Annotated in this window: 23 protein-coding genes; 16 read left to right on the top strand and 7 right to left on the bottom strand. The window is 72.4% G+C overall.

The window, feature by feature from the left end:
- Positions 1–52: 52 nt before the first annotated feature.
- From F3L20_RS20465 to F3L20_RS20455, 3 genes are read right to left on the bottom strand one after another with little or no spacing between them, the layout of a single operon-like run.
- A complete protein-coding gene (locus F3L20_RS20465; RefSeq protein WP_150155599.1) occupies positions 53–2,017 on the bottom strand; it encodes an FUSC family protein in 1,965 nt (654 codons plus the stop codon).
- Positions 2,011–2,385, bottom strand: coding sequence for a fluoride efflux transporter FluC (locus F3L20_RS20460; protein ID WP_145828312.1), 375 nt, complete (start codon positions 2,383–2,385; stop codon positions 2,011–2,013). Before F3L20_RS20460 ends, F3L20_RS20465 begins: the two co-directional genes overlap by 7 nt.
- Positions 2,385–2,894: a fluoride efflux transporter FluC gene (locus F3L20_RS20455; RefSeq protein WP_150155598.1), complete on the bottom strand. Its 510-nt coding sequence runs from the start codon at positions 2,892–2,894 to the stop codon at positions 2,385–2,387. The genes F3L20_RS20460 and F3L20_RS20455 overlap by 1 nt, the downstream gene beginning before the upstream one ends.
- 73 nt (positions 2,895–2,967) lie before the next feature.
- On the opposite strand from F3L20_RS20455, the gene F3L20_RS20450 reads away from it, so the two are divergent.
- The 9 genes from F3L20_RS20450 to F3L20_RS20410 all read left to right on the top strand — a co-directional run bounded on the left by F3L20_RS20450 (position 2,968) and on the right by F3L20_RS20410 (position 11,173).
- Positions 2,968–3,942: an urea transporter gene (locus F3L20_RS20450; protein WP_150155597.1), complete on the top strand. Its 975-nt coding sequence runs from the start codon at positions 2,968–2,970 to the stop codon at positions 3,940–3,942.
- A 64-nt stretch (positions 3,943–4,006) separates the two neighbouring features.
- Positions 4,007–4,312, top strand: a complete 306-nt coding sequence (locus tag F3L20_RS20445) for an urease subunit gamma (protein WP_150155596.1) — start codon at positions 4,007–4,009, stop codon at positions 4,310–4,312.
- 3 nt (positions 4,313–4,315) lie between these two features.
- Positions 4,316–5,269, top strand: a complete 954-nt coding sequence (locus F3L20_RS20440) for a sirohydrochlorin chelatase (protein WP_150155595.1) — start codon at positions 4,316–4,318, stop codon at positions 5,267–5,269.
- Positions 5,266–5,733 (top strand): urease subunit beta, encoded by a 468-nt coding sequence (locus F3L20_RS20435; RefSeq protein WP_150155594.1) that lies wholly within the window; start codon positions 5,266–5,268, stop codon positions 5,731–5,733. The genes F3L20_RS20440 and F3L20_RS20435 overlap by 4 nt, the downstream gene beginning before the upstream one ends.
- Before the next feature lies 1 nt (position 5,734).
- Positions 5,735–7,459, top strand: coding sequence for an urease subunit alpha (gene ureC, locus F3L20_RS20430; protein ID WP_150155593.1), 1,725 nt, complete (start codon positions 5,735–5,737; stop codon positions 7,457–7,459).
- Between the two features lie 3 nt (positions 7,460–7,462).
- Complete coding sequence (locus F3L20_RS20425; RefSeq protein WP_150155592.1) at positions 7,463–8,218, top strand: urease accessory protein UreF; 756 nt, start codon at positions 7,463–7,465, stop codon at positions 8,216–8,218.
- A gap of 25 nt (positions 8,219–8,243) precedes the next feature.
- Complete coding sequence (gene ureG, locus F3L20_RS20420; RefSeq protein WP_150155591.1) at positions 8,244–8,864, top strand: urease accessory protein UreG; 621 nt, start codon at positions 8,244–8,246, stop codon at positions 8,862–8,864.
- A 1-nt stretch (position 8,865) separates the two neighbouring features.
- On the top strand, positions 8,866–9,807 hold the full coding sequence (locus tag F3L20_RS20415) for an urease accessory protein UreD (RefSeq protein WP_150155590.1): 942 nt from the start codon (positions 8,866–8,868) through the stop codon (positions 9,805–9,807).
- Positions 9,808–9,838: 31 nt separating this feature from the next.
- Positions 9,839–11,173, top strand: coding sequence for an ammonium transporter (locus tag F3L20_RS20410; RefSeq protein WP_150155589.1), 1,335 nt, complete (start codon positions 9,839–9,841; stop codon positions 11,171–11,173).
- Between the two features lie 687 nt (positions 11,174–11,860).
- Here the strand turns inward: F3L20_RS20410 and F3L20_RS34840 are convergent.
- Positions 11,861–12,169, bottom strand: coding sequence for a hypothetical protein (locus tag F3L20_RS34840; protein WP_240810716.1), 309 nt, complete (start codon positions 12,167–12,169; stop codon positions 11,861–11,863).
- A gap of 574 nt (positions 12,170–12,743) precedes the next feature.
- On the opposite strand from F3L20_RS34840, the gene F3L20_RS20400 reads away from it, so the two are divergent.
- The gene (locus tag F3L20_RS20400; protein ID WP_150155588.1) at positions 12,744–13,424 is read left to right on the top strand and encodes a response regulator transcription factor; all 681 of its coding nucleotides are present in this window, start codon (positions 12,744–12,746) and stop codon (positions 13,422–13,424) included.
- On the top strand, positions 13,411–14,913 hold the full coding sequence (locus F3L20_RS20395; RefSeq protein WP_150155587.1) for a sensor histidine kinase: 1,503 nt from the start codon (positions 13,411–13,413) through the stop codon (positions 14,911–14,913). The genes F3L20_RS20400 and F3L20_RS20395 overlap by 14 nt, the downstream gene beginning before the upstream one ends.
- Before the next feature lie 44 nt (positions 14,914–14,957).
- Here the strand turns inward: F3L20_RS20395 and F3L20_RS20390 are convergent, their stop codons facing one another.
- Complete coding sequence (locus tag F3L20_RS20390) at positions 14,958–15,986, bottom strand: LacI family DNA-binding transcriptional regulator (protein WP_150155586.1); 1,029 nt, start codon at positions 15,984–15,986, stop codon at positions 14,958–14,960.
- 360 nt (positions 15,987–16,346) lie between these two features.
- Here F3L20_RS20390 and F3L20_RS20385 point away from each other — a divergent pair, with 360 nt between their 5' ends.
- The 4 genes from F3L20_RS20385 (at position 16,347) to F3L20_RS20370 (ending at position 21,915) form a co-directional block, all read left to right on the top strand.
- Complete coding sequence (locus F3L20_RS20385) at positions 16,347–17,657, top strand: extracellular solute-binding protein (RefSeq protein WP_150155585.1); 1,311 nt, start codon at positions 16,347–16,349, stop codon at positions 17,655–17,657.
- Positions 17,654–18,559 (top strand): carbohydrate ABC transporter permease, encoded by a 906-nt coding sequence (locus F3L20_RS20380; protein ID WP_150155584.1) that lies wholly within the window; start codon positions 17,654–17,656, stop codon positions 18,557–18,559. Before F3L20_RS20385 ends, F3L20_RS20380 begins: the two co-directional genes overlap by 4 nt.
- 1 nt (position 18,560) lies before the next feature.
- A complete protein-coding gene (locus F3L20_RS20375) occupies positions 18,561–19,457 on the top strand; it encodes a carbohydrate ABC transporter permease (RefSeq protein WP_150155583.1) in 897 nt (298 codons plus the stop codon).
- A 79-nt stretch (positions 19,458–19,536) separates the two neighbouring features.
- The gene (locus tag F3L20_RS20370; protein ID WP_150155582.1) at positions 19,537–21,915 is read left to right on the top strand and encodes a beta-glucosidase family protein; all 2,379 of its coding nucleotides are present in this window, start codon (positions 19,537–19,539) and stop codon (positions 21,913–21,915) included.
- A gap of 21 nt (positions 21,916–21,936) precedes the next feature.
- Here the strand turns inward: F3L20_RS20370 and F3L20_RS20365 are convergent, their stop codons facing one another.
- Both F3L20_RS20365 and F3L20_RS20360 read right to left on the bottom strand, forming a co-directional pair.
- Entirely contained in the window at positions 21,937–23,160 is a 1,224-nt protein-coding gene (locus F3L20_RS20365; protein ID WP_150155581.1) for a fumarylacetoacetate hydrolase family protein, read from the bottom strand.
- Between the two features lie 34 nt (positions 23,161–23,194).
- A complete protein-coding gene (locus F3L20_RS20360) occupies positions 23,195–24,931 on the bottom strand; it encodes an IlvD/Edd family dehydratase (RefSeq protein ID WP_150155580.1) in 1,737 nt (578 codons plus the stop codon).
- A gap of 106 nt (positions 24,932–25,037) precedes the next feature.
- Between F3L20_RS20360 and F3L20_RS20355 the strand changes: the two genes are divergently transcribed.
- A complete protein-coding gene (locus F3L20_RS20355) occupies positions 25,038–25,781 on the top strand; it encodes a FadR/GntR family transcriptional regulator (RefSeq protein ID WP_150155579.1) in 744 nt (247 codons plus the stop codon).
- The last annotated feature ends 209 nt before the right edge of the window (positions 25,782–25,990 follow it).

The following is a 25,990-nucleotide window of genomic DNA, read 5'->3' as shown; positions in this document are numbered from 1 at the left end:
GGGCGAGGCGAGTCCTGCGCGTCCTCGTGGGGCGGTGCCCGGAGGGCGCGGTTCAACCCCCGTCCGCCGGCGGCTTCGTGCCGGGCGACGGGAGCGCGGCGTGCTCGAGGGCCGATCGAAGCGCCGTCAGTCTCCGGTGCAGGTCGGGGTCGTGAGCCGGGGACGGCGTCCGGGGGGAGTGGGAGAGCGCGGAGCCGATGCGGGCGGAACCGGGCAGGTCCGTGCGTGCCGCCTCGGCCAGGGCGTGGAGGAAGCCGCCGACCCGTGCGCCGTCGTCGGGAGCGGGAGCCGCGGGTCCGGCGAGAAGGTTCCAGGCCAGGAGGCGGCGGACCGCCAGCAGTGCCGGCCAGAGCCGGTCGGCCGTATCGGTCGAACGGATCTCCTCGGCGGGCACCGAGGCGTGCATGGTCCACAGGTCGCCCGTCCGCCGCCAGGCGGTCCCTCCGGACGCGGCATGGGGCGTTCCCGTCCGCAGACGTATCGCGAGGGCCGGGCCGGTCGCCCCCACGGCGGCCGAGACGGCGGCGCACACCCGGCGTCGCGGCACACCGCGTACCAGCAGGGCCGCCGCCATGCCGAGACACATGCCGAGGGTGAGGTCGAGCAGCCGGTAGGCGGCGAGCGGTCCCAGACCGGGCCCCGGGAAGACTGCGTTGACGAGCAGCAGGGCGACCGGGGTGTTGAGCAGGGTGCGCAGGAGGAGGGCGCTGGGGGGCAGGGCCCGCGAGACGCCGTGAAAGACCGTGACCATGATCACGGTGGCCCATTCACCGGGCTGGTAGACCTGCGCCAGCAGGACCGTGACGGCCACCCCCGCGACCGTCCCGACGAACCGGGCGCCGGCGCGCTGCGAGGGCTGCCGGCCGGGCCCGCCCTGGAGCGACGCGGCCGCTCCGACGGCCACCCACGCCGGGTGCAGGAGCGGGAGCGCCCAGCCCAGGACGGTGGCGACCGCGACGGCGAGCCCGACCCGCAGGGCGATGGTCGGGGCGGGTGAGGTCGACGACAGCGCCTGCCGCAGTTCGGCGCCGATGCTGCGGCGCGGGGGCAGCGGCGCCGGCCGGGGCGCGTGCGAGGGCCGCGGGCGTGGCCGTGAGGACGACGGTGGGGAGGGTGGTGAACAGTCGGCGGTGCCGCCCGGCGAGGGGGCGCCTTCCTCACCCGGGCCGGCGGGCCAGGAGCCCGGCGTCCGGCCCGCTCGCACCTCGGCCGCCGCCTGCCGGAGTCCGGGGGCCCACGCGGCCGGTACCGGGGGGCCGCCCCGCTCCGCCGCGTTCTGCACCGCGTCCAGCACGGTCTCCAGGCGGACCATGAGGGCGTCCAGTTCCTGCCGCCGAAGGGCCGGTGCGGCGCGGCCTCGGGTGTCGTCGAGCGCCGCCCACGCGGCGTGCACCGCCGTGCAGGCGCTCCGTTGTGCGGCGGAGGTGTCGCCCCGCGGCTGCCCGACGGCGGCCGTGAACGCCGCGACCGACCTCAGTGCGGCCGAGACCGAGCGCTCCTCGGGGGCGTACGGCCGTACGAGCCGGCCCGACATGGCGGACAGCCAGGACACGGACGCGCCGACGGCGACGAACCCGGCCCGGGCCGCCGTCTCCGTGAGGCTCACCGGAGGCAGGAAGGCGGCCAGGGCCGAGACCAGGACGACGAAGTAGCTGCCGGGTCCGCTCAGGCGGAGCGTGTGGACGAACAGGGTGGCCGCCGCCGCGACGACGGCGAGCACCGCCGTCATCGCCCACACGTCTCCGGCGGCCAGCGAGCCCGCCGCGAACGCCAGGACGAGACCCGCGCAGAGCAGCGCGAGGACGGGGCCGCGTCGAGGATAGGGGTCCCGGGTGCCGTAGGCGTCGACGTAGCAGCCGATCGCGGCGAACACCCCGTAGTGGATCCCGGCGACCGCCGTGACGACGGTGAGGCAGGCGCCGAAGGCCAGCGTCGAGCGGACGGCACGCCACCGGTCGAGCGCGGGCAGCGCGGTGCGCCGCCGCCGGGCGGCCCGGGTGACCGCAGTGATCACCACAGGGCCTGGGCGAGCGCACCGCCCGCGAAGGACAGGGCGAGCCCGAGGGCGACCGTCACCAGCAGGTAACCGGCGGCCTGGGCCGTCCGTCGGGCGTCTGCCATCGCCAGGAGCTCGTTGGAGAACGTGGACCAGGTCGACAGTGCGCCGCAGAATCCCACGGAGAGCAGCGCCTGCCCGTCGGCGCCGAGCGCGCCGTCGGTGCCGGCCTCGACCAGGAAGCCCAGGAGCAGGGATGCCGCCATGTTGGCGAGGAAGGTCCCCCAGTGGAAGGCGGACGGCAGAGACCTGCGGGCCGATTCGCCGATCAGGTAACGGGCCGGGGCGCCGATCGCCCCGCCGGCGAGGACCAGGAGCCACTCACCCATCAGGAGGTCCCCCCGGGGCCGGTCCCCGCGTGCCGCGCACGCATGAGGGCGGCGCGGGTCAGGGCCACGCCGAGGGCCACACCGGCCAGCGCACCGGCCACGGTCAGGACGAGGTAACCGAGGGCGGTGGCCGGCTGGTCGTTCTCGAACAGCCGGCGGGTGTCGTCCGTGTAGGACGAGAACGTGGTGAAACCACCGAGGACTCCGGTGCCCAGGAAGGGGTTGACCAGCCGGGAGGCATGGGTGAACCGCTCCTTCAGTGCGACGGTCAGTACTCCCATGAGGAAACAGCCGACGGCGTTGACCACCAGGGTCGTCCAGGGGAAGGCCGCCTCACCGGTCCGCCAGATCGCATGGGCGTCGCTGCCGTTGCGCCACAGGCGGGAAGCGACATAGCGCAGCAGGGCACCCACCGCCCCGCCTGCCGCAACGACCGCGACGACGGGCCACCTTGAGCCAGGCGTGTGGTCCGGGTGGGGGTGGAGATGTGTGTCTCCCATAAGGTGCATATCGTCACATTAGTTCTTGCCTGACGATGTGGCGCCGGACGGATCACCCGTCCCGCCCGGTGAAGGAGTGCGCGTGGCTTCCCACGTGAACGAGGCTGCCACCGCCTCCATGCGGGGATCCCTCAAGGACACCGCCCTCGGTGCCCTGCGGGGGGTGGGCCAGGTCGACTTCCAGGCCGCTGTCCCGACCTCGCTGGTCATCCTGGCCGCCCTGTGGGTGGAGAGCTGGGAGATGGGGCTCTTCGCCGTCATCGGCGCGGTGGTGTCGACCGTCACCGCACGCCTCCTGGCGGTCCCCCGCGACACCCTGAGCCAGGGCCTGATGACCTACTGCGGAGTGCTGGGTGCCATCGCGATGGTGGTCTACCTCGGCAACCACCCGTCGACGTACGTCATGGCGGTGGCCGCCGCCGTCGCGTGCACTCTCGTCACCGCGACCCTCAACCACCTGCTCAACCCGTTCGGACTACGGGCGTTCACCGGGCCGTTCTGCCTCGTCGCCCTCGTGATGGTTCTGGGAGCCCCTTCGTTCGAACGCGTCTGGCACGGGACGCCGGCGACGGCCGTCACCCCGGCGACTCCCAGGAGCCCGGTCGTCAGCTGGACCGACCTGTGGCAGGGCTTCTTCGCGAACGTGTCCCAGATCTTCTTCGCCGGGACCTGGTACGTGGGCCTGATCATGCTGGTCGGCCTCTTCCTGGCCGGCTGGAAGGTCGGTGTGTTCACCGTGGTGGGCAGCGTCGTGGGCCTGCTCACGGCGTGGGCGCTCGGCGCACCCGCCGCACTGATCGGTGAAGGGATCTACGGCTACAACGCCGTCCTGACGAGCCTGGCGTTCGGTGTCGTCCTGTTGCGTCCCACCGCCTGGAACCACGGCTTCACCGTGCTGGCGGCCGCCGCCAGCACCGCGCTCACCGCCTCTCTGTCGGTCCTCTTCGAGACGTTCGGCAGCCACACCTTCACCTGGCCGTTCAACATCACGACCTGGGTGCTGCTGGCGGCCGTGCCGCTCCTGCCGCGCATCACCCGACTGACCGACGACTCATGAGGCCCGCCCGGCTCTCGAGAGCCGGGCCCGCATCCGCATCCAGACCGAGGAAGGCGCCACCACCGTGAACCTTGCCCCCCGAGAGATCGACAAACTGCTGGTGTACGTCGTGGCCGACCTGGCCCGCAAACGCCGTGAGCGCGGACTCAAGCTCAACTACAGCGAGTCGGTCGCGCTCATCACCGAGGCCATCCTCGAGGCGGCCAGGGACGGGAAGACCGTCGCCGACTGCATGGAGCTGGGCCGCACCGTGCTCGGCGAGGACGACACCATGCCCGGCGTGCGGGAGATGCTGCCGCTGCTCCAGGTGGAGGCGACCTTCGACGACGGCAACAAGCTCGTCTCCTGCCACGACCCGGTCGGCGGCTGAGCCGTGACTCCGGACGAGGTGGTCGCGGTCGGCGGACACGAGAGCGACGGCGGACGGGCCCTGCGCGGCCTCCTGGACCCCCGGGTTCCCTGTGTGTCCGGCGGGCGCGAACTGCTGCGGTGCGTCCGCGCGTCGCGCGCCCGGGGCGCGTCCGTCTGCGTCGTGCCGATGACCCTGGGAAGAGACCCCGAACTGGTGGCCGACACCGCCCGCACCCTGCTGGCCCTCTCCGCGGAGGACCGCGCCGGAACCGTCCTGGCCGCGCCCTTCGGCACCGCGGACCACCTGGTCGGCTGGCTCCGCGCCGCGGCCGCCCGGGTGGCCGACGACAAGGCGCTGCTGGTCACCGCGCCGTCGGGCGACCCGTTCGTTGACGCGGACCTCTTCCGGATCGCGCGCCTGGTACGGCAGTACGGCCGGCACCGCACGGTCGAGACCGCCCTGATCGGCGGCGATCCGGACCCGGCCGAGGGCGTGCGGCGCTGCCGCGCCCTCGGCGCGGGGCACGTCGTCCTGCTCCCCGCCGCGTGGGTGACACCGGAGGTACCCGGCTGCGGGCACTGCGAGCGGGGCGGGCCGCTGCTTCCCGCGCCCGCCGTGGCCGGCGTCGTCGAGGCGCGCGTACGCGACGCGTGGGAGCGGCACCACCGATTCGGGGACGACGGCCTGACCCGGGCGCTCACGGCGGCCCACGACCACGGTCACGCCCACAGCCACGGACCGGGCGGCCACACACACGAGCCCCCCGGCACCGTCGGGCCGCACGGCGTGCACTCCCACGACCACGAGACGCCCCCGCACGGCCACGGCCCTCACCCCCACGCGGCGGGCGCCGCGGCGGTCCCGCGCAACGGCCACCGTCCTGCGGACGGCGCCCCGGCCATGCCCCGCCGGACTGACGCCGTCCCGCACCGGGGTGCCGATCATGTCCTCCCCTTCCACAGGAGCCTTCGATGACCCTTCCCCCGCGCTACCAGTACGGTGACGGCCCGATCGAGATCAACGCCGGCCGGCGGACCGTCAAGGTCACCGTCCGCAACACCGGCGACCGGGCGGTCCAGGTCGGTTCGGACTACCACTTCTTCGAGGTGAACTCGGCGCTCGAGTTCGACCGCGACGCCACGCTCGGCATGCACCTCAACATCGCTGCCGGAACCGCAGTCCGCTTCGAGCCCGGCGGCACCCACGAGGTGGAGCTGTGCACCTACGCGGGCACCGGGCGCCTCCACGGCTTCAGCGGCCTCCTGAACGGCAGCGTGAGGTCGCACCCCGCCCGGGTCGAGGCCGTCGGGCGGGCGATGCGACAGGGGTTCCGCGGGGCGGGGCAGGAAGGTCCGGGGGGCGACTCCGGCGGTGAGGCAGGCAAGGCGGCACCGGGCAAGTCCGGCGCCGGGAAGAAGACGAAGAAGGGATCCCACTGACATGCCGACCCTCTCCCGCAAGCAGTACGCCGACCTGTTCGGCCCCACCGTGGGCGACCGGTTCCGGCTGGCCGACACCAATCTCGTCGTCGAGGTCGAGAAGGACTTCCGCGAGGGTTCGTACGGTGACGAGGTGGTCTACGGCGGTGGCAAGACCATGCGCGACGGCATGGCCTCAGACCCGCAGGCCACCGCAGCACAGGGCGCGCTGGATCTGGTGATCACCAACGTCGTGGTCATGGACCCGGTGGTCGGTGTGGTCAAGTGCGACATCGGCGTCAAGGACGGTTTCATCGCGGGCATCGGCAAGGCCGGCAACCCGCAGACCCAGGACGCCGTCGATCCCCGTCTCGTCATCGGCGCCGGTACGGAGGTGATCGCCGGCGAGCACCTCATCGCGACCGCCGGGGCCATGGACTCCCACGTCCACCTCATCACCCCCCAGCAGTGCGAACAGGCCCTCAGCAACGGCATCACCACCCTGTTCGGCGGCGGCACCGGGCCGACGGACGGCACCAACGGCACGACCTGCACCCCCGGCCCCTTCAACCTCGCCCGCATGCTGCAGGCCGCCGAGGACCTGCCGGTCAACCTCGGCATCATGGGCAAGGGCAACTGCAGCCTGCCCGGAGCCCTGGACGAGCAGCTCGAGGCCGGAGCCGCCGCCCTCAAGGTCCACGAGGACTGGGGATCCACGCCCGCCGTCATCGACAACTCCCTGGCCGTCGCCGACCGGCACGACGTCCAGATCGCGATCCACACCGACACGCTCAACGAGGGCGGCTTCTTCGAGGACACCCGTTCCGCGATCGACGGCCGCACGATCCACACCTTCCACAGCGAGGGCGCGGGCGGCGGCCACGCCCCCGACATCCTGCGGGTCACCGGCGAGCCCAACGTCCTGCCGTCCTCGACCAACCCCACGCTGCCGTACACCAAGAACTCCGTGGACGAACTGCTGGACATGGTGATGGTGTGCCACCACCTCAGCCACGACATCCCCGAGGACGTGGCCTTCGCGGACAGCCGGGTGCGGGCGGAGACCATCGCGGCCGAGACGGTCCTGCACGACCGCGGCATCATCAGCATGATCTCGTCCGACTCCCAGGCCATGGGCCGCATCGGCGAGTCCGTCACGCGCGCCTTCCAGATCGCGCACGTGTGCAAGGAGGCGTTCGGGCCGCTGCCCGAGGACTCCGAGCGCAACGACAACCAGCGCGTCCTGCGCTACCTGGCCAAGGTCACCGTCAACCCCGCCATCGCCAGCGGTGTCTCGGACTACGTGGGCACGATCGAGCCGGGCAAGCTCGCCGACATCGTCCTGTGGCCGATGCACTCCTTCGGCGCCAAGCCGAAGATGGTCATCAAGGGCGGCATCATCTCCTGGGCCCAGATGGGCGATCCCAACGCCTCGCTGCCCACACCGCAACCCGTCTACTACCGGCCGTCGTTCGGCCACTACGGACGCGCCATGCAGGCGACGCACGTCACCTTCATGTCGCAGGCCGGCATCGCGGCCGGTGTGCCCGGAAAGCTCGGCCTGGAGCGGAAGGTGCTTCCGGTGCGCAAGACCCGCACCATCGGCAAGCACAACATGGTCCGCAACGACGCCGTGCCGCGCATCGAGGTCGACCCGGAGACGTACAAGGTCACCGTCGACGGGGAGGTCGTCACCATCGACCCCGCCCAGAAACTCCCGCTCAACCAGCTGTTCTTCCTGGCCTAGCCCATGTACCACGACGAGAGCGCCGAGACGGCCGCAGCGGGCGGGGCCGCCGGGGGCACAGAGGAGCCCGACCAAGGGCTGGGGCACCTCCTGGTCAGCCTGCAGCTGACCGACTCGGCGTTCCCCAGTGGGTTCTACACCCTGTCCCACGGCCTCGAGGGCTTCCTCCAGGAGAGCGCCGTCGACCGCGAGTCCCTGCCCGTACTGCTCCACGACCTCCTCCGGCACGGCGTGGGCCCCTCCGACGCCACCGCGCTGGCGCTGGCCCACCGGGCCGCCACGGCGGGGGACTGGGAGGCGGTGGCGGCGACGGACCGGCGGCTGCACGCCACGAAGCTCAACCGTGAGATGCGGCAGGCCGCCACCCGGACCGGACGCCAGCTGCTGGACCTCGCCGCCGAGGTGTTCGGCGCGGCCGGCGTCGCCGCGTACCACCGGGAGGTGACGGCCCGTCGGGCACCGGGCACGCAGGCCGTCGCCGCGGGGGTCGTGTACGCGGAGGCCGGGGTACCGGTGCGCCAGGCCGTCGCCGCCGACCTGTACGCGTTCTGCGCGAGCTTCGCCGGCGCGGCGCTGAGACTGCGGCTGACCGACCACCGCCTGGCCCAGGTCCTGCTGCGGCGGACGGCCCCGGTCATCGAGGAGACCACACGACGGGCACTGGCCCGCGGCCCGGAGGACCTCGGAGCGACCACCTTCGCCGCGGACGTCATGTCCGCACGTCACGAGCGGGCCGAGGCCCGCCTGTTCGCCAGCTGAACCCCCTGGACCGGAGGAGAACACCATGCGAGACAACGTCCTGCGCGTCGGCGTCGGCGGCCCCGTCGGATCGGGGAAGACCGCCCTCGTCGAGGCGCTCGTCCCGATCATGATCGGACAGGGCCACCGTCCCGGAGTGATCACCAACGACATCTACACCCAGGAGGACGCCCAGCACATCCGCCGCACACTCGACGGGGTACTGGCGGGCGACCGTGTCGTGGGCGTGGAGACGGGAGCCTGCCCGCACACCGCCGTGCGGGACGACCCGACGATGAACCTGGCGGCCGGCGCCGAGATGCTCGAACGTCACCCCGACATCGACGTCCTCCTCTACGAGAGCGGGGGCGACAACCTGACCCTCACCTTCAGTCCGGCCCTGGTGGACGTGTTCGTCTTCGTCCTGGACACCGCCGAGGGCGAGAAGATGCCGCGCAAGCGGGGGCCGGGCATCACCGACTCCGACCTGCTGGTGATCAACAAGATCGACATCGCCCGGTACGTGCGCACCGACATCGGCGTGATGGAGTCCGACGCCCACCGGGTGCGCGGCGACGGGCCGGTGGTGCTGACCGACTGCCTGACCGGCAAGGGGGTCGACGAGGTCGCCGCCTTCCTCGAGTCCCGGCGCAGGGTGCTGGTCTGACGTGCGGGCCGTCCGAGACCGGCTCGCGCCGGAGTACTACGAGCCCGTCCGGCTCCCGCCGGAACTGTCCGCGTTCTCGGCGATGCCCGAGACACTCGGGCCGGGCTCCGCTGCCAAGGTCGGCATCCTCGACCTCGGATACGCCCTGCGCGGTGACCGGACGGAGCTGGTCGAGCGGTACCAGAAGTCACCTCTGGAGATCATGCGTCCGCTGTACGTCGACCCGGAGCTGCCCGGCATGGCGTTCACCTACGTGATGGCCACCGGCGGCGGCATCGCGCAGGCGGACCGGTACCGCCAGGACCTGCGTTGCGGCCCGGGCACCCAAGCCCTGTTCACCACCCAGGCCGCCACGAAGGTCTACCGGATGGAGCAGGACTACGCGACCCAGCGCGTCCACCTGACCGCGGACGACGGCGCCTATGTCGAGTACCTGCCCGATCCGCTGATCCCCTTCGCGGGGGCGCGCTTCCACCAGAGCGTGGTCCTGAGCGTCGACGAGAACGCCACGGTGGTCTACGGCGAGACCGTCACAGCGGGCCGGATCGCCCGGGGGGAGCGGCACGAGTACGCCGTGCTCAGCAACGACCTGGAGATCCGGCGGCCCGACGGGACGCTGCTGGCGGTGGACACCTTGCGACTGCGGCCGGAAGGGCCCGGCGGGGTGACCGGGCCGGGCGTCTTCGCCGGTTACGACCATGTCGCCTCGCTGTTCGTGGTGAGCGGCCAGCGCCCCGCCGACGAGATCGCCGACACCCTGCACCGGGCCCTGACGGAGAGCCAGGTGCTGCACGGGGCGAGTGTGCTGCCGGACGACTGCGGGGCGTGGGTGCGGATCCTCGCCCGTGAACAGCCCCGTGCCGCGGCGGCCGTCCGCACCGCGTGGGACGCGGTGCGGCGGCTGCTCATCGGTCATCCCGCCCCCGACCTGCGCAAGCAGTAGCACGCCCGACGCGACCAGGAGGACCGTGCCCGTGATCACCGCGCCCGCCCCCATGCCGCCCGCCTACGACTCCGGCGACACCGCCTGGATGCTCGCCGCGGCCGCCATGGTGCTGCTGATGACCCCCGCCCTCGCCTTCTTCTACGGCGGCATGGTCCGCACCAAGCACATCCTGGTGATGCTCAAGATGAGCTTCGCCTCCCTGTGCTTCGTGAGCATCGTGTGGTACATGATCGGTTACTCGCTGGCCTTCGGCCCGGATGTCGGGGGCGTCGGGCTCATCGGCAACCTGGACCACGCCTTCCTGCGCGGCATCGAGCCGAACACCCTGACCGGAACCATCCCCACGTACGTGTTCGCGACGTTCCAGATGGGCTTCGCCATCATCACGGTGGCGCTGATCAGCGGATCCATCGCCGGCCGGGCGACGATGCGGGGGTGGCTGGTCTTCTCGGTGCTGTGGCTGCTGATCGTGTACGTGCCGACCGCGCACTGGGTGTTCGACACGGAGGACGGCTGGATCACGAGACACCTGGGCGCGCTGGACTTCGCCGGCGGGTTGCCGGTGGAACTCAGCTCGGGCATCGCCGGACTGGCCACGGCCCTGGTCGTCAGGAGCTCGGGGGACTTCCGGCGCAAGGAGCCGACGCCCAACAACATCCCCCTGGTCATGATCGGTGTGGCCCTGCTGTGGTTCGGCTGGCTCGGCTTCAACGCCGGATCGGCGATCCGTGACACCGGCACCGCCGCCACGGCCTTCATCAACACTCAGCTCGGCGCGGCCGGCGCCATGGTCACCTGGCCGCTCGTGGAGTACTGGCGCACCCGCAAGGTCACCATGATGGGGGTGGGCTCGGGCGCGGTGGCCGGCATGGTGGCCATCACCCCCGCGTGCGGTGAGATCGACCCCACCGGCGCGCTGGTGACCGGTCTCGTCGCGGGCGCGGTCTGCGCGTACGCCGTCATGCTCAAGTACCGCTTGAACGTGGACGACACGCTCGACGTGGTCGGTGTCCACGGCGCGGGCGGCCTGACCGGACTGCTCATGGTCGGCCTGTTCGCCACGGCCCAGGTCAGCGGCAAGGAGGGCCTCTTCTACGGCGGCGGCCTCTCCCTGCTCTGGCGGCAGATCGTCGCCATCCTCGCCGTCGCGGCGTTCTCCTTCGTCCTGACGTGGCTCATCGCCAAGGCCGTCGACAGCGTCATCGGCTTCACGGAGAAGGAGGAGTACTCCGCCGTGCCGGGCCAGGACGAGGAACGCGCCTACGATCTGCGCACCGCCGAACGCCTGGACGCCCTGACGAGCGGGGACAAGGACCGGGTGGCCGAGATCCAGCGGCTTCTGCGCGACCAGCGGGACGGGTGACGGAGCCCGGCGGGCCGAAGCGCGGTCCGACGTACGGCGCTGCCTTTCCGGAGCCGCCGGACGTCGGCGGAGGTACGCCGGAGGGCTTCGGCGATCGAACACCACACGGGTTTGACGGGCCGTGCGGCTGTCCACGACCGGCCGTGGCCGGCCCGCGTGGCCGGGGTCCCTGGCCGCCGGCCGCCGCTGGGCGTGTCATGTCGCCGCCCGACACCCGGGGGCCCGCTGTCTTCCCCGGGCCGCCGGGCGTCGGCGGAGGTACGCCGGGAGGCTTCCCGATCGAACACGACACGGGTTTGACGGACCGTGACTCGCCACGACCGGCTCTCCCCGGCCCGGCCCGGCCCCGCGCGGCCGCGGTGCCTCGCGGCGCCCGGCCCGCCACGGAGGCGCGGCACGGTGACGTGCCTCCGCGGCGGGCCGGGAAGCCGCCGTGCGCCGCCGGTCAGGCGGCGGGCGGTGCGAGGGCCTCGCTGATGTCCTGATGCAGATGCGCCATGAGATCGCCCATCTCCTCGATGTCGGGAGCCGGTGCGGCCGTGCGCCGGACGGCGTCGCGCAGCCAGCCCGTCGTCGCCAGGGCGAGTCGTGCCGCCTCCTGCGTGTTCCGGTCGAAGAGGAGTTCGTCGATGCGGTAGGAGATGTCGCTGAGCGTCTCGTCGTCGGTCTCCGGCGGCAGGATGCCCCTCAGTTCCTCGGGAGCGGCTCTTCCGCTCGGGACGAGCGCAGAATCTCGACGACCGCGGTGTCCTCGCTGTACCGGTCGAGGCTGCCCGTCAGCACCTGCAGCCGTGCGGTCAGGCGCGGAAGACCGGGGTGACGGTCCAGCCAGTCCAGCAGGCCGGCCTCGCCGCCGAGGTGTTCGCTGACCGTGTGCAGCTGCTCCTTGGCCTTCGTCGTGAGCGACCAGCCCAGAGGCAGGATCTCGGCGACCTCCTCCGCGAGCCGTGCCTCCTCGGCGGGGTCCACCCGGTCGTCGGCGAACCGGAGGGCCAACCCGTCATCCAGACCGACCGTGTCCGGTCCGACCGGTCCCGGGCGGGACGTGAGGCGCCCGCCCGCCGGTGCAGGAGATGACCGGCGATCTTGCTGAGCGACTTGTCGTGCATGGGGCCCTCCCGACGGACTCCTGTGTCGACGTCTTCCGGCCGATGAGTCCCCGCCGGGGACAGGCGCTGACGGCCCTGCTCGTCGACGGTTGCACCCACTGTGCCTGGCCGTGTGTGCGGGCGCGCGCCCGGTGGCCCGGTCGGGTGAGGCGGCTGTCCACGGCGCCCCCGTTGATCGGCCGCCGCCGGGGAGTCGGCCTGGTGATCGTCGCCCCACACACCGTTCTCCCTGGTGATGCCCAACAGCCCCAGGGCGACGGCCGGCACCGGGGGCGCCGGCACGACGACGGCCGGGGCCGGACCCGACGACGGCCGGAGGGCGGGGGCGGACGGGGGACCGTACGGACCTCGACGGGCGCAGGTTCACCAAAGACCATGTGCCCGGACCCCGTTGGGGCCTGCTGATCCAACCTGACCGGCCGGTCAGGGAAGTGGGCCGGAGCCGTGCGAGGCTGCACCGCATGCGGATACTGGTGGTCGAAGACGAGGTGGACCTCGCCCGCACCCTGCGCGCCGGCCTGACCGCGGAGGGCTACGGCGTCGACCTGGCGCACGACGGCCGGCAGGGGCTGTGGATGGCCCGGACCGGCGAATACGCGCTGATCGTCCTGGACTTGATGCTGCCCGGGCTCAACGGCTACAAGGTGTGCGCCCAGTTGCGCCGGGAGGGCAACGCGACCCCCATTCTGGTGCTCACCGCCAAGGACGGGGAGTGGGACCAGGCGGAGGCCCTGGACACGGGGGCCGACGACTACCTCGCCAAGCCCTTCTCCTATCCGGTGCTCGTCGCACGGCTGCGGGCGCTGGTCCGGCGCTCCGCCACGGTCGCGCCGCCCGTCCTCGCCGTCGGCGACCTGTCACTGGACGTCGCCGGCCGGGTCTGCCGCCGGGCCGGAATCCGGGTGGACCTCACCCCCCGGGAGTTCGCCGTGCTGGAACTGCTGGCCCGCCGCGCGGGTGAGGCCGTGCCCAAGTGGGACCTGCTCCACCACGCGTGGCCCGACGAGGCCCTGGACCCCAACCTCGTCGAGGCGCGCGTCAGTTCCCTCCGCAAGAAGATCGATGCCGCCTTCGAGCGGCGGTCCCTGCAGACGGTACGAGGTACCGGATACCGATTGGTGGACGACCGTGAACGCGACTGAGCCCCGACGCCGCCGCTGGTGGCCCCGTTCGGTACGGGTCCGAGCGGCCCTGGCCGCCGCCCTGACCGCCGCGGTCGTCCTGACCGGCATCGGCTGGTGGGTGCACGAGGAGGTGTACGACGAGAGCATGGTCACCGTCCACGGACAGGCGGCGCAGCACCTCGCCGCGCTCGTCCATCAGGTGGAGGACGGCTCGGTTCCCAGCCGCCGGAGCGCCGCGCCCTACGAGGTCGTCGCGACCGGCAGGAGCGGCGCCGTGGCCGCCGGCGGAGGCATGGACGCCTTCGACTCCGGTGCCCGCCACGTCCTGCCCGCCCCCTCCGACCCCGCGGGCCTGGTGCTGAACGACGACGCCTGGGGGTACGCCTATCGGCCCCTGCGCATACCGAACCGCTCCGACTACGACCACGGGGGCGGCGACGCCCCCTACCTGGCCGGCCGGACCTATACGATCCTCTACCTCGACGTCCGGGCCGCCGACCTGGGCCGCGACAAGGCCGCCGCCCTGGGCGTCGCCGCCGACGCCGCCCTGCGGGTCTACGTGGTGGTCCTCCCGGACACGGCCGAGGCGATGGCCGCGGCCACCGACGGCACGTTGCTGCGCGCCGGCCTCCTCGGCGTCGTCCTGATCGCCGGCGTCGCCTACGTCACCGTCCGCATCGCGCTGCGGCCGGTCGAGGCGATCCGCACCCTCACCGCCTCGGTCGACGCCAAGGACCCACGCGAACGCGTCACCGTCCCCGCCTCCGGTCACGAGATCGCCGCTCTCGCCACCACCATCAACACCACCCTGCAACGCCTCGACACCGCCGCCGCCCAGCAGCGCCGCTTCGTCGCCGACGCGGCCCACGAGCTGCGCAGCCCCCTCACCACCCTGCTGACCAGCCTGGAGGTCGCCCTCGCCTACCCGGAACGCGCCGACTGGCCCGCCACCGCCGCCACCGCCGCACGGCAGACCCGCCGCCTCCAGGCACTCGCCGAGGACCTGCTGCTGCTCGCCCGCCTCGACACCCGCGCCCCCGAGGCCGACAGCGGGACCGTCGACCTGAGCGCCCTCGCCTCCCGGCTGACCGAGCAGTACCCGCTCGACGACCGGCCGTCGACGCTCACCTGCGACGGCAGCGCCGCCGTGCACGTCCGCGGCGACCACGACGGGTTCGAACGGCTGCTGCGCAACCTCCTCGACAACGCCGTCCGCCACGCCGGGAACCGGATCGAGGTCACCGTGCGCGGTGAGGGTGACCGGGCCGTCCTGACGGTGCGGGACGACGGACCGGGCGTGCCCCCCGAGGACGCCGAGCGCATCTTCGAACGCTTCGTCCGGCTCGACGACGCCCGCTCCCCTGACCAGGGCGGCGCCGGCCTGGGCCTCGCCATCGCCCGCGATCTGGCCCAGCGCCACGGAGGCACCCTCACCCTCGCCCCGGAGACGCCCGGAGCGTGCTTCGAGCTGAACCTTCCGGCGGCCCCCGCCCCGAAGGAGGAATGAAGCGGCGGGCGTCGGCACATCCCCGACCGGAGCCCTCTCCGCGCTCAGTCGTGCGGCGGGGGCTCCTCGCGCGGCGGTGCCGTCGAGGCGCGGACCACGAGTTCGGTGGCAAGTTCGACGTGATGGGACTCGAGCTTCTCGCCGTTGGCCAGCCGGAGCGCGGTGCGCAGGGCGGCGGCGCCCATCTCCCGCAGCGGCTGGCGCACGGTGGTCAGCGGCGGGGAGGCCATCTGGGCGAGGCTCGTGTCGTCGAAGCCGACCACGCTCAGGTCCTCGGGCACGCGCAGACCCCGGACGCGGGCGGTCTCGACGACGCCGAGGGCGATCTCGTCGTTGCCCGCGAAGACCGCCGTCGGCGGCGCCTCCAGGTCCAGGAGCGCCGAGGCACCGGTGAGGCCCGTCTCGTAGGTGAACTCACCGGGCCGGACGTACGCCTCCGGTACCCGCTGCCCCTCGGCTTCCATGGCGGCGCGGTAACCGTGCATACGGGCCTGGTTGCAGACGGCCATGGCCGGTCCGCCGAGGTAGGCGATACGACGGTGTCCCAGCGACAGCAGGTGCCGGGTCGCGGCCAGACCGCCGCCGAAGTTGGTCGCCCCGACGCTGTTGACCCTGCTGTCCGGCAGGTGCAGCGGGTCGAGCACCACCAACGGCAGCCCGGAGCGAGCGAGTTCGTTCAAGTGGGCCGCGGTGTAGACGCTGGTGACCGCGATGACGGCGCGCCGCCCGGCCGAGACCAGGTCCCGCGCCCAGTGGGGGGCGCTGGACGCCTTGCTGACCACCACCGAGGCTCCCGACTCGGCCGCCGCGTCGACGATGCCCTCCAGGGTCTCCGCCACGTACGACTTGAGACCGCCCTTGAACTGCACCTCGATGGTCGGGGTCTCGACGGCCTCGGTGTGGCGGAACACCGGTGCCAGGTAGTCGTGCTGATGCAGCAGCTCCTGCACCCGGACGCGGGTGTGGGGCGCCACGTCACCGCGGCCGTTGACCACTTTGGACACGGTCGCGACGGAGACCCCGGCCGCTTGGGCGATGTCCGCCAACGTGGTGCGCCTGGCGTTCGGTCGCATCGGTTCCTCTCAGCTGTGGGCGCCCGAGGAGGGCGTCGACGGGGTCCGGCGCGGGCGGCACCGGGCCCCGACGGCCCGGCATGACCTGCACCGACAGTTTGTCAGCCCGCGGTCACCACGTCACCACCGCCTCCGACCGACCGTTTTCGAAAACCTTTCGCTCTCTCCTGGCGCTTCGACGGGTGGCTCCCATGCCGGTGCAGACCTGAAGCTGCCCGTCTTTCAAGGCCCCGTGCACACGTATTGACAGGGCATCAGCGCGAAACCTAGCTTGCACGGACAGAGCAAGAAGAAGTGATTTTCGAAAACCTTTCACCATGACTCACGAGAAGCCGACGGCTCTCGAGTGCGGAGAAAATCATGGCGCTCTCTCGACGTACCCTCCTCGGCCTGGCCGCCGCCGTGCCCGTCTCCGCGGCGCTGACGGCCTGCGGCGGCTCGTCCGGACCCGGCAAGAGCAGCGGTGCCACGTACTGGTACCTCAACGGACAGCCGCAGGAAGGGGTCAGGGCCGGAGCCGTGGACGCCTTCAACAAGGCCCACCCCGACACCCAGATCGACGACACGACCTACCAGAACGACGCGTACAAGACGAAGATCAAGACCGCCATCGGCGCAGGCAAGGCGCCCACCATCATCTGGGGCTGGGGCGGCGGGACGCTGCGCGCCTACGCGGAGGCCGGCCAGGTCGAGGATCTCACCCCGTGGTTCGACGAGCACCCCGACGTCAAGAAGGGGCTGTTCCCGTCCTCCTTCGGCGCGGCGACCGTCGACGGCAGGATCTACGCGATGCCGAGCGAGACCGTCCAGCCGATCATCCTCTACTACAACCGCAAGGTCTTCGACCAGATCGGGGTGGAGCCGCCCGAGACCTGGGACGACATCATGGCGCTGGTGCCGAGGTTCAACGCCAAGGGCATCGCGCCCTTCGCCCTCGGCGGCCAGTCACGGTGGACGAACATGATGTGGCTGGAGTTCCTGTTCGACCGCATCGGCGGTCCCGAGGTCTTCCAGGCCGCCATCGAGGGCGAGAAGAACGCCTGGTCCCACCCGGACGCCATCAAGGCGCTGACCGCGCTGCAGGACCTGGTCAAGGCCGACGGGTTCGTCAAGGGCTTCTCGTCGATCACCGCGGACTCCAACGCCGACCAGGCGCTGCTGTACACCGGCCGGGCCGCGATGATGCTGCACGGCGCCTGGTCGTACGGGATCCAGCAGGCCGACGGCGGGGACTTCGTCCCCAGCGGCTCGCTGGGCTTCATGAACTTCCCGGCCGTCGACGGCGGCAAGGGCGACCTCAGCAACACGGTCGGCAACCCCGCCCAGTACCTGTCCATCTCCTCGAAGGCGAGTGCGGAGGAGAAGAAGGTCGCCAAGGAGTTCTTCGCCACGGGCCTCCTCCAGGAGGAGGAGGTGAAGAGCTGGATCGGCAACGGCTCGGTCCCGATCCGGCTCGGCACGGAGAAGCTGCTGGCCGCCTCCGACAACGCCGAATTCCTCCAGTTCACCTACGACCTCGCCAGCAAGGCCAAGGTGTTCGTCCAGTCCTGGGACCAGGCACTCAGCCCGACGGCCGCCGAGACGCTGCTGGACAACATCGTCAAGTTGTTCCAACTGTCGATCTCACCGCAGCAGTTCGCGAGCAACCTCAACGCGGTCACCGGCGCATGAGCGCGGCCACCGGCGCGACACGGCGTCGCGAGCCACGCAGCGTCCTGCCGTGGCTCGCGACGCCGGCGCTGCTGCTCTTCGTCGGTTTCGCCGTGGTCCCGCTCGTCGGCGTCTTCGCGCTGAGCTTCACCACCTGGGACGGCATCGGCTCCATCCGCGTGACCGGACTGACCAGTTGGCGTGCGGTGCTCACCGACCCCGGGCTGCCGCACGCCCTCTGGGTGACGTTCCTGGTGATGGCCGTGTCCTGGATCGTGCAGACACCGCTGAGCATCCTCCTCGGCACATTCCTCGCGGGCCGCCAGCGCTACCGCGCGGTGCTGGGCGTGGTGTACTTCGTCCCGCTGATGCTCAGCTCCGCGGCGATCGCCATCGCCTACGAGGCGCTGCTGGACCCCAACTTCGGGCTCGGCGCCGGACTCAAGATCCAGGCGCTCAGCCAGGACTGGCTCGGCCGGCCCTGGCTGGCGTTCGGGGTCGTCGTCTTCGTCGTCTCCTGGCAGTTCGTCCCGTTCCACTCCCTGATCTACCAGGGCGGCGTCCAGCAGATCCCGACGTCCCTCTACGAGGCGGCACAGTTGGACGGCGCCGGACGGATCCGGCAGTTCTTCAGCATCACGCTGCCCCAGCTGAAGTACACCGTCATCACCTCGTCCACACTGATGGTCGTCGGGTCGCTGACCTTCTTCGACCTCATCTTCGTCCTGACCGAGGGCGGCCCCGGCGACGCCACCCGGGTCCTCGCACTCGACATGTACAAGCGGGGATTCCAGGCCAGCCTGATGGGACCGGCCAGCGCCATCGCGGTCATCCTGGTCCTTGTGGGCCTCGCCCTCGCCCTGCTGCTGCGCCGCCTCGGAGGCCGGGACGCCGGTGCGAGCCAACTCGAGGGGGCCTCCTGACGTGACCACCACGCTGACCAAGACGCGACGGCCCGAGAAGACCACCCCGCGCGCGCAGCCACGCCGCTCCCGGTCGGCGACCGCCCGGCGCAACTGGGCCGGAGGGCTGGCGGGGTGGCTGTGGCTCGCCGTCGTCGCCGTGCCTCTGTACTGGACCCTCATCACCAGCCTCAAGGACCGCAGCCGCTACTACGCGAGCAACCCCCTGGTGCCGACGGGCGACCCGACACTGGAGAACTACCGGCTGGTCGTCGAGTCCGACTTCCTGCAGTACTTCGTGAACAGCGTCGTGGTGACCGTGGGCGCGGTGGTGCCCGCGGTCGTCGTGTCCTTCATGGCGGCCTACGCGATCGTCCGCGGCTGGCGTATGCGGGTCCTGCGCGCCATGAACGGGCTGTTCCTCATGGGACTCGCGATCCCGCTGCAGGCGACGGTGATCCCCGTCTACCTGATCATCATCAAGCTGCACCTGTACGACAGCCTCGCGGCGCTGATCCTCCCGTCGATCGCCTTCGCCATCCCGTTGTCCGTGCTGGTGCTCGCCAACTTCATCCGTGACGTGCCCAAGGAGCTGTTCGACTCCATGCGGGTCGACGGCGCCACCGAATGGACGACGCTGTGGCGGCTGGCGGCGCCCCTCACCCGGCCGGCCATCCTCACCGTGAGCATCTTCAACGCCCTGACCATCTGGAACGGATTCCTGCTGCCGCTGGTCCTCACCCAGAGCCCCGACCGCCGGACCCTGCCGCTGGCCCTGTGGACCTTCCAGGGCCAGTACGGGGTCAACGTCCCCGCCGTGCTGGCCGCCGTCGTCCTCACCACGCTGCCCGTCCTGGTGCTGTACGCCTTCGGCCGCCGCCAGCTGCTGAGCGGACTGACCGCGGGGTTCGGCCGGTGACCGGCGCAGGCACCCACCCATCCGTCCACCGGCTCGCCCGTACCGTCCCTGTCACGGGGCGGACGGGCGGAGGAGGAAAGTGAACGCCGACGTGGCCGCGGAGAACACCTCCGCACTCCCGCTCTGGAACGACCCCACCGCCTCCGTCACCGCCCGCGTCGACGCGCTGATCGACGCGATGACCCTGGAGGAGAAGACCGCCCAGCTCTACGGAGTGTGGGTGGGCGCCTCCGACGAGGGCGGCGAGGTCGCCCCGCACCAGCACGAGATGGAGGAGCCCGTCGATCTCGAGGCGCTCCTGCCCACCGGACTGGGCCAGCTCACCCGCCCCTTCGGCACGGTCCCCGTCGACCCCGCCCTGGGCGCGCTCTCCCTGGCCCGCACACAGGCCCGGATCGCCGCCTCCAACCGCTTCGGCATCCCGGCACTCGCGCACGACGAGTGCCTGGCCGGCTTCGCCGCCTGGGGCGCCACCGCCTACCCCGTCCCGCTGTCCTGGGGAGCCGCCTTCGACCCGGACACGGTGCGGCGCATGGCCGCCGCCATCGGCCGCGACATGCGCGCCGTCGGTGTCCACCAGGGTCTCGCCCCCGTGCTGGACGTCGTCCGCGACGCCCGCTGGGGACGTGTGGAGGAGACCATCGGCGAGGACCCGTACCTCGTCGCCACCATCGGCACCGCCTACGTCCAGGGCCTGGAGTCCGCCGGGATCGTCGCCACCCTCAAGCACTTCGCCGGCTACTCCGCCTCCCGCGCCGGCCGCAACCTCGCCCCCTCGTCCCTGGGTCCGCGCGAACGCGCCGACGTGCTGCTGCCGCCCTTCGAGATGGCGATCGGCGAGGGCGGCGCCCGGTCGGTGATGAACGCCTACACCGACACCGACGGCATGCCGTCCGCCGCCGACGAGGACCTGCTCACCGGCCTGCTGCGCGACACCTGGGGCTTCGACGGCACGGTGGTGGCCGACTACTTCGCCATCGCCTTCCTCAGGACCCTGCACGGCATCGCCGGCGACTGGGCGGAGGCCGCCGGAACGGCGCTGCACGCGGGCATCGATGTCGAACTGCCCAACGTCAAGACCTACGGGGCGCCCCTGACCGCGGCCGTCGCCGACGGCCGCGTCCCGGAGAAGCTGGTCGACCGCGCCGTACGCCGGGTGCTCACCCAGAAGATCGCCCTCGGACTGCTCGACCCGGACTGGAACCCCGTCCCCGCCGCCCTCGGCGCGACGGACCAGGACGACCCGGAGGCCCTGCGCGGCCGGATCGACCTGGACGGCCCGGAGAACCGCGCGCTGGCCCGCACGCTCGCCGAGGAAGCGGTCGTCCTGCTCGGCAACGACGGCACGCTGCCGCTTCAACGGCCCCGCCGCATCGCCCTGATCGGCCCCAACGCCGACGAGGCCGCCGCCGTCCTCGGCTGCTACTCCTTCCCCCAGCACATCGGCGTCCGCCACCCCGGCACCCCCCTCGGCATCGAGCTGCCCACCCTGCGCGACACGCTCGCCGCCGAGTTCCCCGACGCCGAGATCACCCACGCCCGCGGCACCGGCGTCGACGACGGGGACCTCTCCGGTCTCGACGAGGCGGCGCGGCTGGCGCGCGAGGCCGACATCGCCCTGGTGGTGCTCGGCGACCGCGCGGGACTCTTCGGGCGGGGTACCAGCGGCGAGGGCTGCGACGTCGAGACGCTGGCGCTGCCCGGCGCGCAGCAGCACCTGCTCGACACCCTGCTCGACCTGGACACGCCCGTGGTGACCGTACTGCTGGCGGGGCGCCCGTACGCCCTCGGCCGCGCGGCCCGGGAGTCCGCGGCGATCGTGCAGTCCTTCTTCCCGGGCGAGGAGGGCACGCGCGCGATCGCCGGGGTGATCAGCGGCCGGGTCAACCCCTCCGGACGCCTCCCGGTCGGCATACCACGGGGTCCGGGCACCCAGCCGGGCACCTACCTCGGGGCGCGGCTCGCGCACGCCAGCAAGGTGTCCAGCATGGACCCGACCCCCGCGTTCCCCTTCGGCCACGGACTGTCCTACACGCGGTTCGACTGGACCGACCTGACCGTGGAGGTGCGGGAAGCCACCACCGAGGGCGAGTTCGCCCTCTCGTTCACCGTCCGGAACACCGGGGGGCGGTCCGGGACCGAGGTCGTGCAGCTGTATCTGCACGACCCGGTCGCCTCCGTCGTCCAGCCCGTGCAGCGCCTCATCGGCTACACCCGGGTCGCCCTGGAGGTGGGGGAGGCCCGGCGTCTGGGCGTCACGGTCCCGGCCGACCTCGCCTCCTTCACCGGGCGCGACGGCCGGCGCGTCGTCGAACCGGGCGAACTGGAACTACGGCTGGCCGCGTCCAGCGCCGACCCGCGCCTGACCGCCCGGGTCACGCTGACCGGGGCGGAGCGCCAGGTGGACCACACGCGGCGGCTCCACGCCACGATCGTCCAGGAGCCGCTCGCCGGCTGACCCCGGGGTGCGCGGCGCACGTCAGGGGCCCGCGCACCCCGGCCCGCCGGGAGAGTCCCGCAGCAGGCCGCGCCGGGCGAGGCTGCGCATCAGCGCGCCCACGCCGAACGTCCACGGCGCGGCCTCCTCGCTCGGGACGACGGTGTTCACCAGGGCGCCGAGCCGCGGGCTGGAGATCCGTACGACGTCGCCGTAGGCGTGGGTGAAGCCCGCGCCGGGCGCGTGCCGGTCCTCGGTCGGCGCGAACAGCGTGCCGGTGAACAGCACGAAACCGTCCGGATACTGATGGTGTGCGCCGTGCGTGGCGGCCACCAGGTCCAGGACGTCACGGCTGATCTCGCGCAGGGAACTGCTGCCCCGCAGGACGTAACCGTTCGCACCCTCGACCCGCAGGTCGATGTCGAGCCCGCGGACGGCGTCGAGGCCGAAGTCCCCGTCGAGCACCCGGACGAACGGGCCGATGGCGCAGGAGGCGTTGTTGTCCTTCGCGCGGGACAGCAGCAGCGCGCTGCGCCCCTCGATGTCGCGGAGATTGACGTCGTTGCCCAGCGTCACGCCGCGCACCCGGCCGTGCGCGTCCACGACGAGGACCGCCTCCGGTTCGGGGTTGTTCCACACGGAGGCCCGCAGTACGCCGATGTCGGCGCCGGTGCCGACCGCGGACAGCACGGGGGCCTTGGTGAACACCTCCGGGTCCGGACCGATCCCGACCTCCAGGTACTGCGACCACAGCCCCTCGGCGACGAGCAGCTCCTTGACCTTGACCGCCTCCGGTGATCCGGGACGGATGCCGTCCAGCCTGCCGCCCACCACCTGCCCGAGGTGCGCGCGCACCCTCGCGGCCTGCGCCGGGTCACCTCCCGTCCGCTCCTCGATGACCCGCTCCAGCAGGCTCCGGGCGAAGGTGACGCCCGCCGCCTTGATCACCTGGAGGTCGACGGGGGCGAGCAGATGCGGCACGTCCCGGCGGCCCGGCGGCGCGCCGAGCAGGTCGTCCAGACGCCAGACGCGTCCCCCGTCGGCCTCGCGGACGACCCGCGCCGCGTCCTCGCGCTCCATGAGGTCGGAGACGGTGGGGGCGAGGGACGTCAGGTCGACGACGTGCTCGCCGCGCACCGCGGCCACGCACGGTCCGTCCCCGTCCGGGTCGTGGACGCGTGCGACGAGGGCGGCCCGGCCGGCGTCCTCGGGAAGGACGGAGCCGGCGGTGAGGTGCGGACGGGGGCGCGCGGGTGTGGATTCCACGGTCGATGCACTCCTGGAAGACGAGAGGGCCGGCTCAGTGGGAGTCGCGGGGGACCTCGTGTCCGCGGCTGCCGCGCAGGAACCCGAAGTCGGCGCCCCGGTCGGCCTGTTCGACGTGCTGGGTGTACAGCCAGGTGTAGCCGCCGGCGTACCGCTCGGCGGGCGGCGTCCACTCCTGCCGGCGTCGGGCGAGTTCCGCGTCGTCCACGTCCAGGCGCAGGGTGCGGCGGGGGACGTCGAGGACGACGGGGTCCCCGTCGCGCACCAGGGCGAGCGGTCCGCCGACGGCGGCCTCCGGCGCCACGTGCAGGACCACCGTCCCGTAGCCGGTGCCGCTCATCCGCCCGTCGCAGACGCGCACCATGTCGGTGACGCCGGCCTTCAGCAGCTTGGCGGGCAGCGGCACGTTGGAGACCTCGGGCATGCCGGGGTAGCCCTTGGGACCGGCGTTGCGGATGACGACGACGGTGTTCTCGTCGACGTCGAGGTCCGGGTCGTCGGCGACCGCGTGGTACGCCTCGGGGGAGTCGAAGACACGGGCGGGGCCGCGGTGGGTGAGCAGATGCGGTGACGCGGCCGACTGCTTGATCACGGCCCCGTCGGGGCACAGGTTGCCGCGCAGGACGGCGATGCCGGTGCCGGCCGGCTGGAAGGGGGCGTCGAGGGGGGTGATGACGTCGGAGTCGACGCGCTCGGCGCCGTCGGTGTTCTCGGCGACCGTGCGTCCGGTGACGGTGACCGGCTCCCCGTGCAGCAGCCCGCCGCCGAGGAGTTCGGCCATGACGGCGGGCAGTCCGCCCGCGTAACAGAAGTCCTCCATGAGGTACGTGCCGCTCGGCATCAGGTTCACCAGGGTCGGCACCGCGCGGACCAGCTCGTCGAAGTCCCCCAGGTCCAGCTTCACTCCGACGCGCCCGGCGAGGGCGGTGAGGTGGATGACGGCGTTGGTGGAGCCGCCGATGGCCGCGTTCACGCGGACGGCGTTCTCGAAGGCCTCACGGGTCAGGATCCGCGAGGGCCGCAACTCCTCCTCCACCATGGCCACGATGCGCCGGCCGGCCGCCTGCGCGGTCTCCATCCGGCGCGAGTCGACGGCCGGCCAGGCCGCCGAGCCCGGCAGCTGCATGCCGAGCGCCTCGGCCACACAGGCCATCGTCGAGGCGGTGCCCATCGTCATGCAGTGCCCGTTGGAGCGCGCCATGCATCCCTCGGCGAAGAAGCACTCCTCCTCGGTCATCCGACCGGTCTTCAGGTCCTCCTCGAACTTCCACACATGCGTGCCCGAACCCACGTCCTGGCCCCGGTACTTGCCGTTCAGCATCGGCCCGCCGGTGACCATGACCGCGGGCAGGTCGACACTCGCGGCGCCCATGAGCATGGCGGGAGTCGTCTTGTCGCAGCCGGACAGCAGGACGACACCGTCGAGCGGGTTGGCCCGGATCAGCTCCTCGACCTCCATGGCCATGAGGTTGCGGTACAGCATGGCGGTGGGGCGCATCAGCGTCTCGCCGGTGGCCATGGTGGGGAACTGCAGCGGAAAGCCGCCCGCCTGCCACACCCCGCGCTTGACCGCCTCGGCGACGCGGGTCAGATGGGCGTTGCACGGGGCGAGTTCGGAGGCGCTGGTCGCGATGCCGATGACGGGACGCCCGTCGAACACCTCGTGTCCGAAGCCCTGGTTGCGCATCCAGGAGCGGTACAGCATCCCGCTGCGCCCCGTGGCGCCGAACCATGCCTGACTGCGGCGGTCCGTGCTCCGGTCGTCGGTCATGTACTCACTCCCGTGGCTCCGGCGTCGTCGGTCGTCCGCTGTGCGAGGGGGCGTCGCGGGGCGCGGCCCCGCTACCCTGGCGCTCAATCATTAAATGATTCGATGAATGGCGTCCAGAGGGCGAGCGGAGATCATGACGAAGTTCCCGACCATGCATCAGCGCGTGGTGGACGAGCTCGGCCGGCGCATCGTGGGCGGCGCGTGGGGGCCGGGCGACCCGCTGCCGGTGGAGGACGCCCTCGCGGCCGCTATCGGTGTCAGCCGGGGGGTGCTGCGGGAGGCGGTCAAGTCGCTGGTGGCCAAGGGGATGCTGCACGTACGTCCGCGCACCGGCACGCGCGTGCTGCCCCCGGAGCACTGGAACCACCTGGATCCCGACGTCCTGCGCTGGAAGCAGGCCGAGGACGCGGCGGCCCTGCTGCGTGACACGGGCGAACTGCGGCGGATCGTCGAGCCCGAGGCGGCCCGCCTCGCCGCCGAGCGGGCGGGCCCCGAGGACGTGCGCGTCCTGTACGACGCGCTCGCCGCCATGGAGGCCGCTGCGGCGTCCCCCGGCCGCGCCGGTTACGTCGAGGCGGACATCGTCTTCCACCGGGCCCTGCTCGACGCGGGCGGCAACCGTCTGCTCGGCTCGCTGGGCCGTGCCGTGGAGATCGCGCTGCAGCACAGCTTCGTGATCAGCACCCAGACACCGGGCGCGGTGGAGGGCTCGCTGCCGGGCCACCGCGCCGTCGTGGAGGCCGTCGAGGCCCGCGACCCCGACGCGGCGGCGGCCGCCGTGCTGGCCGTCATCGAGGCCGCCGGCCAGGAGATCGCCCGGTCGCCCGGCCTGCCGGACGACGACGGCTGAGTGTCCCGCTCACCCGTTCCGAGGGCCGTTCGGCCCGGCACGGGGGACGGTCGTCCCGGGGCAGGGGGACCGGTCGGATCTCTCGCGGCGGCGGCGTGCGCGAGATGGTGTTGTGTGACGGAGCGGCGCCGATCCCTCGCGGCGCCGCTTCCCTTGCTCCCCGCGCTGCTCAAGGCACGCGCGCCCCGCCGACGTGCGCCGGCACCTGC

The organism is Streptomyces tendae (assembly GCF_008632955.1).
Classification (GTDB): Bacteria; Actinomycetota; Actinomycetes; order Streptomycetales; family Streptomycetaceae; genus Streptomyces.
Note: the sequence above shows the minus strand (reverse complement) of the source record. Positions and strands in the feature narration are given on the sequence as shown.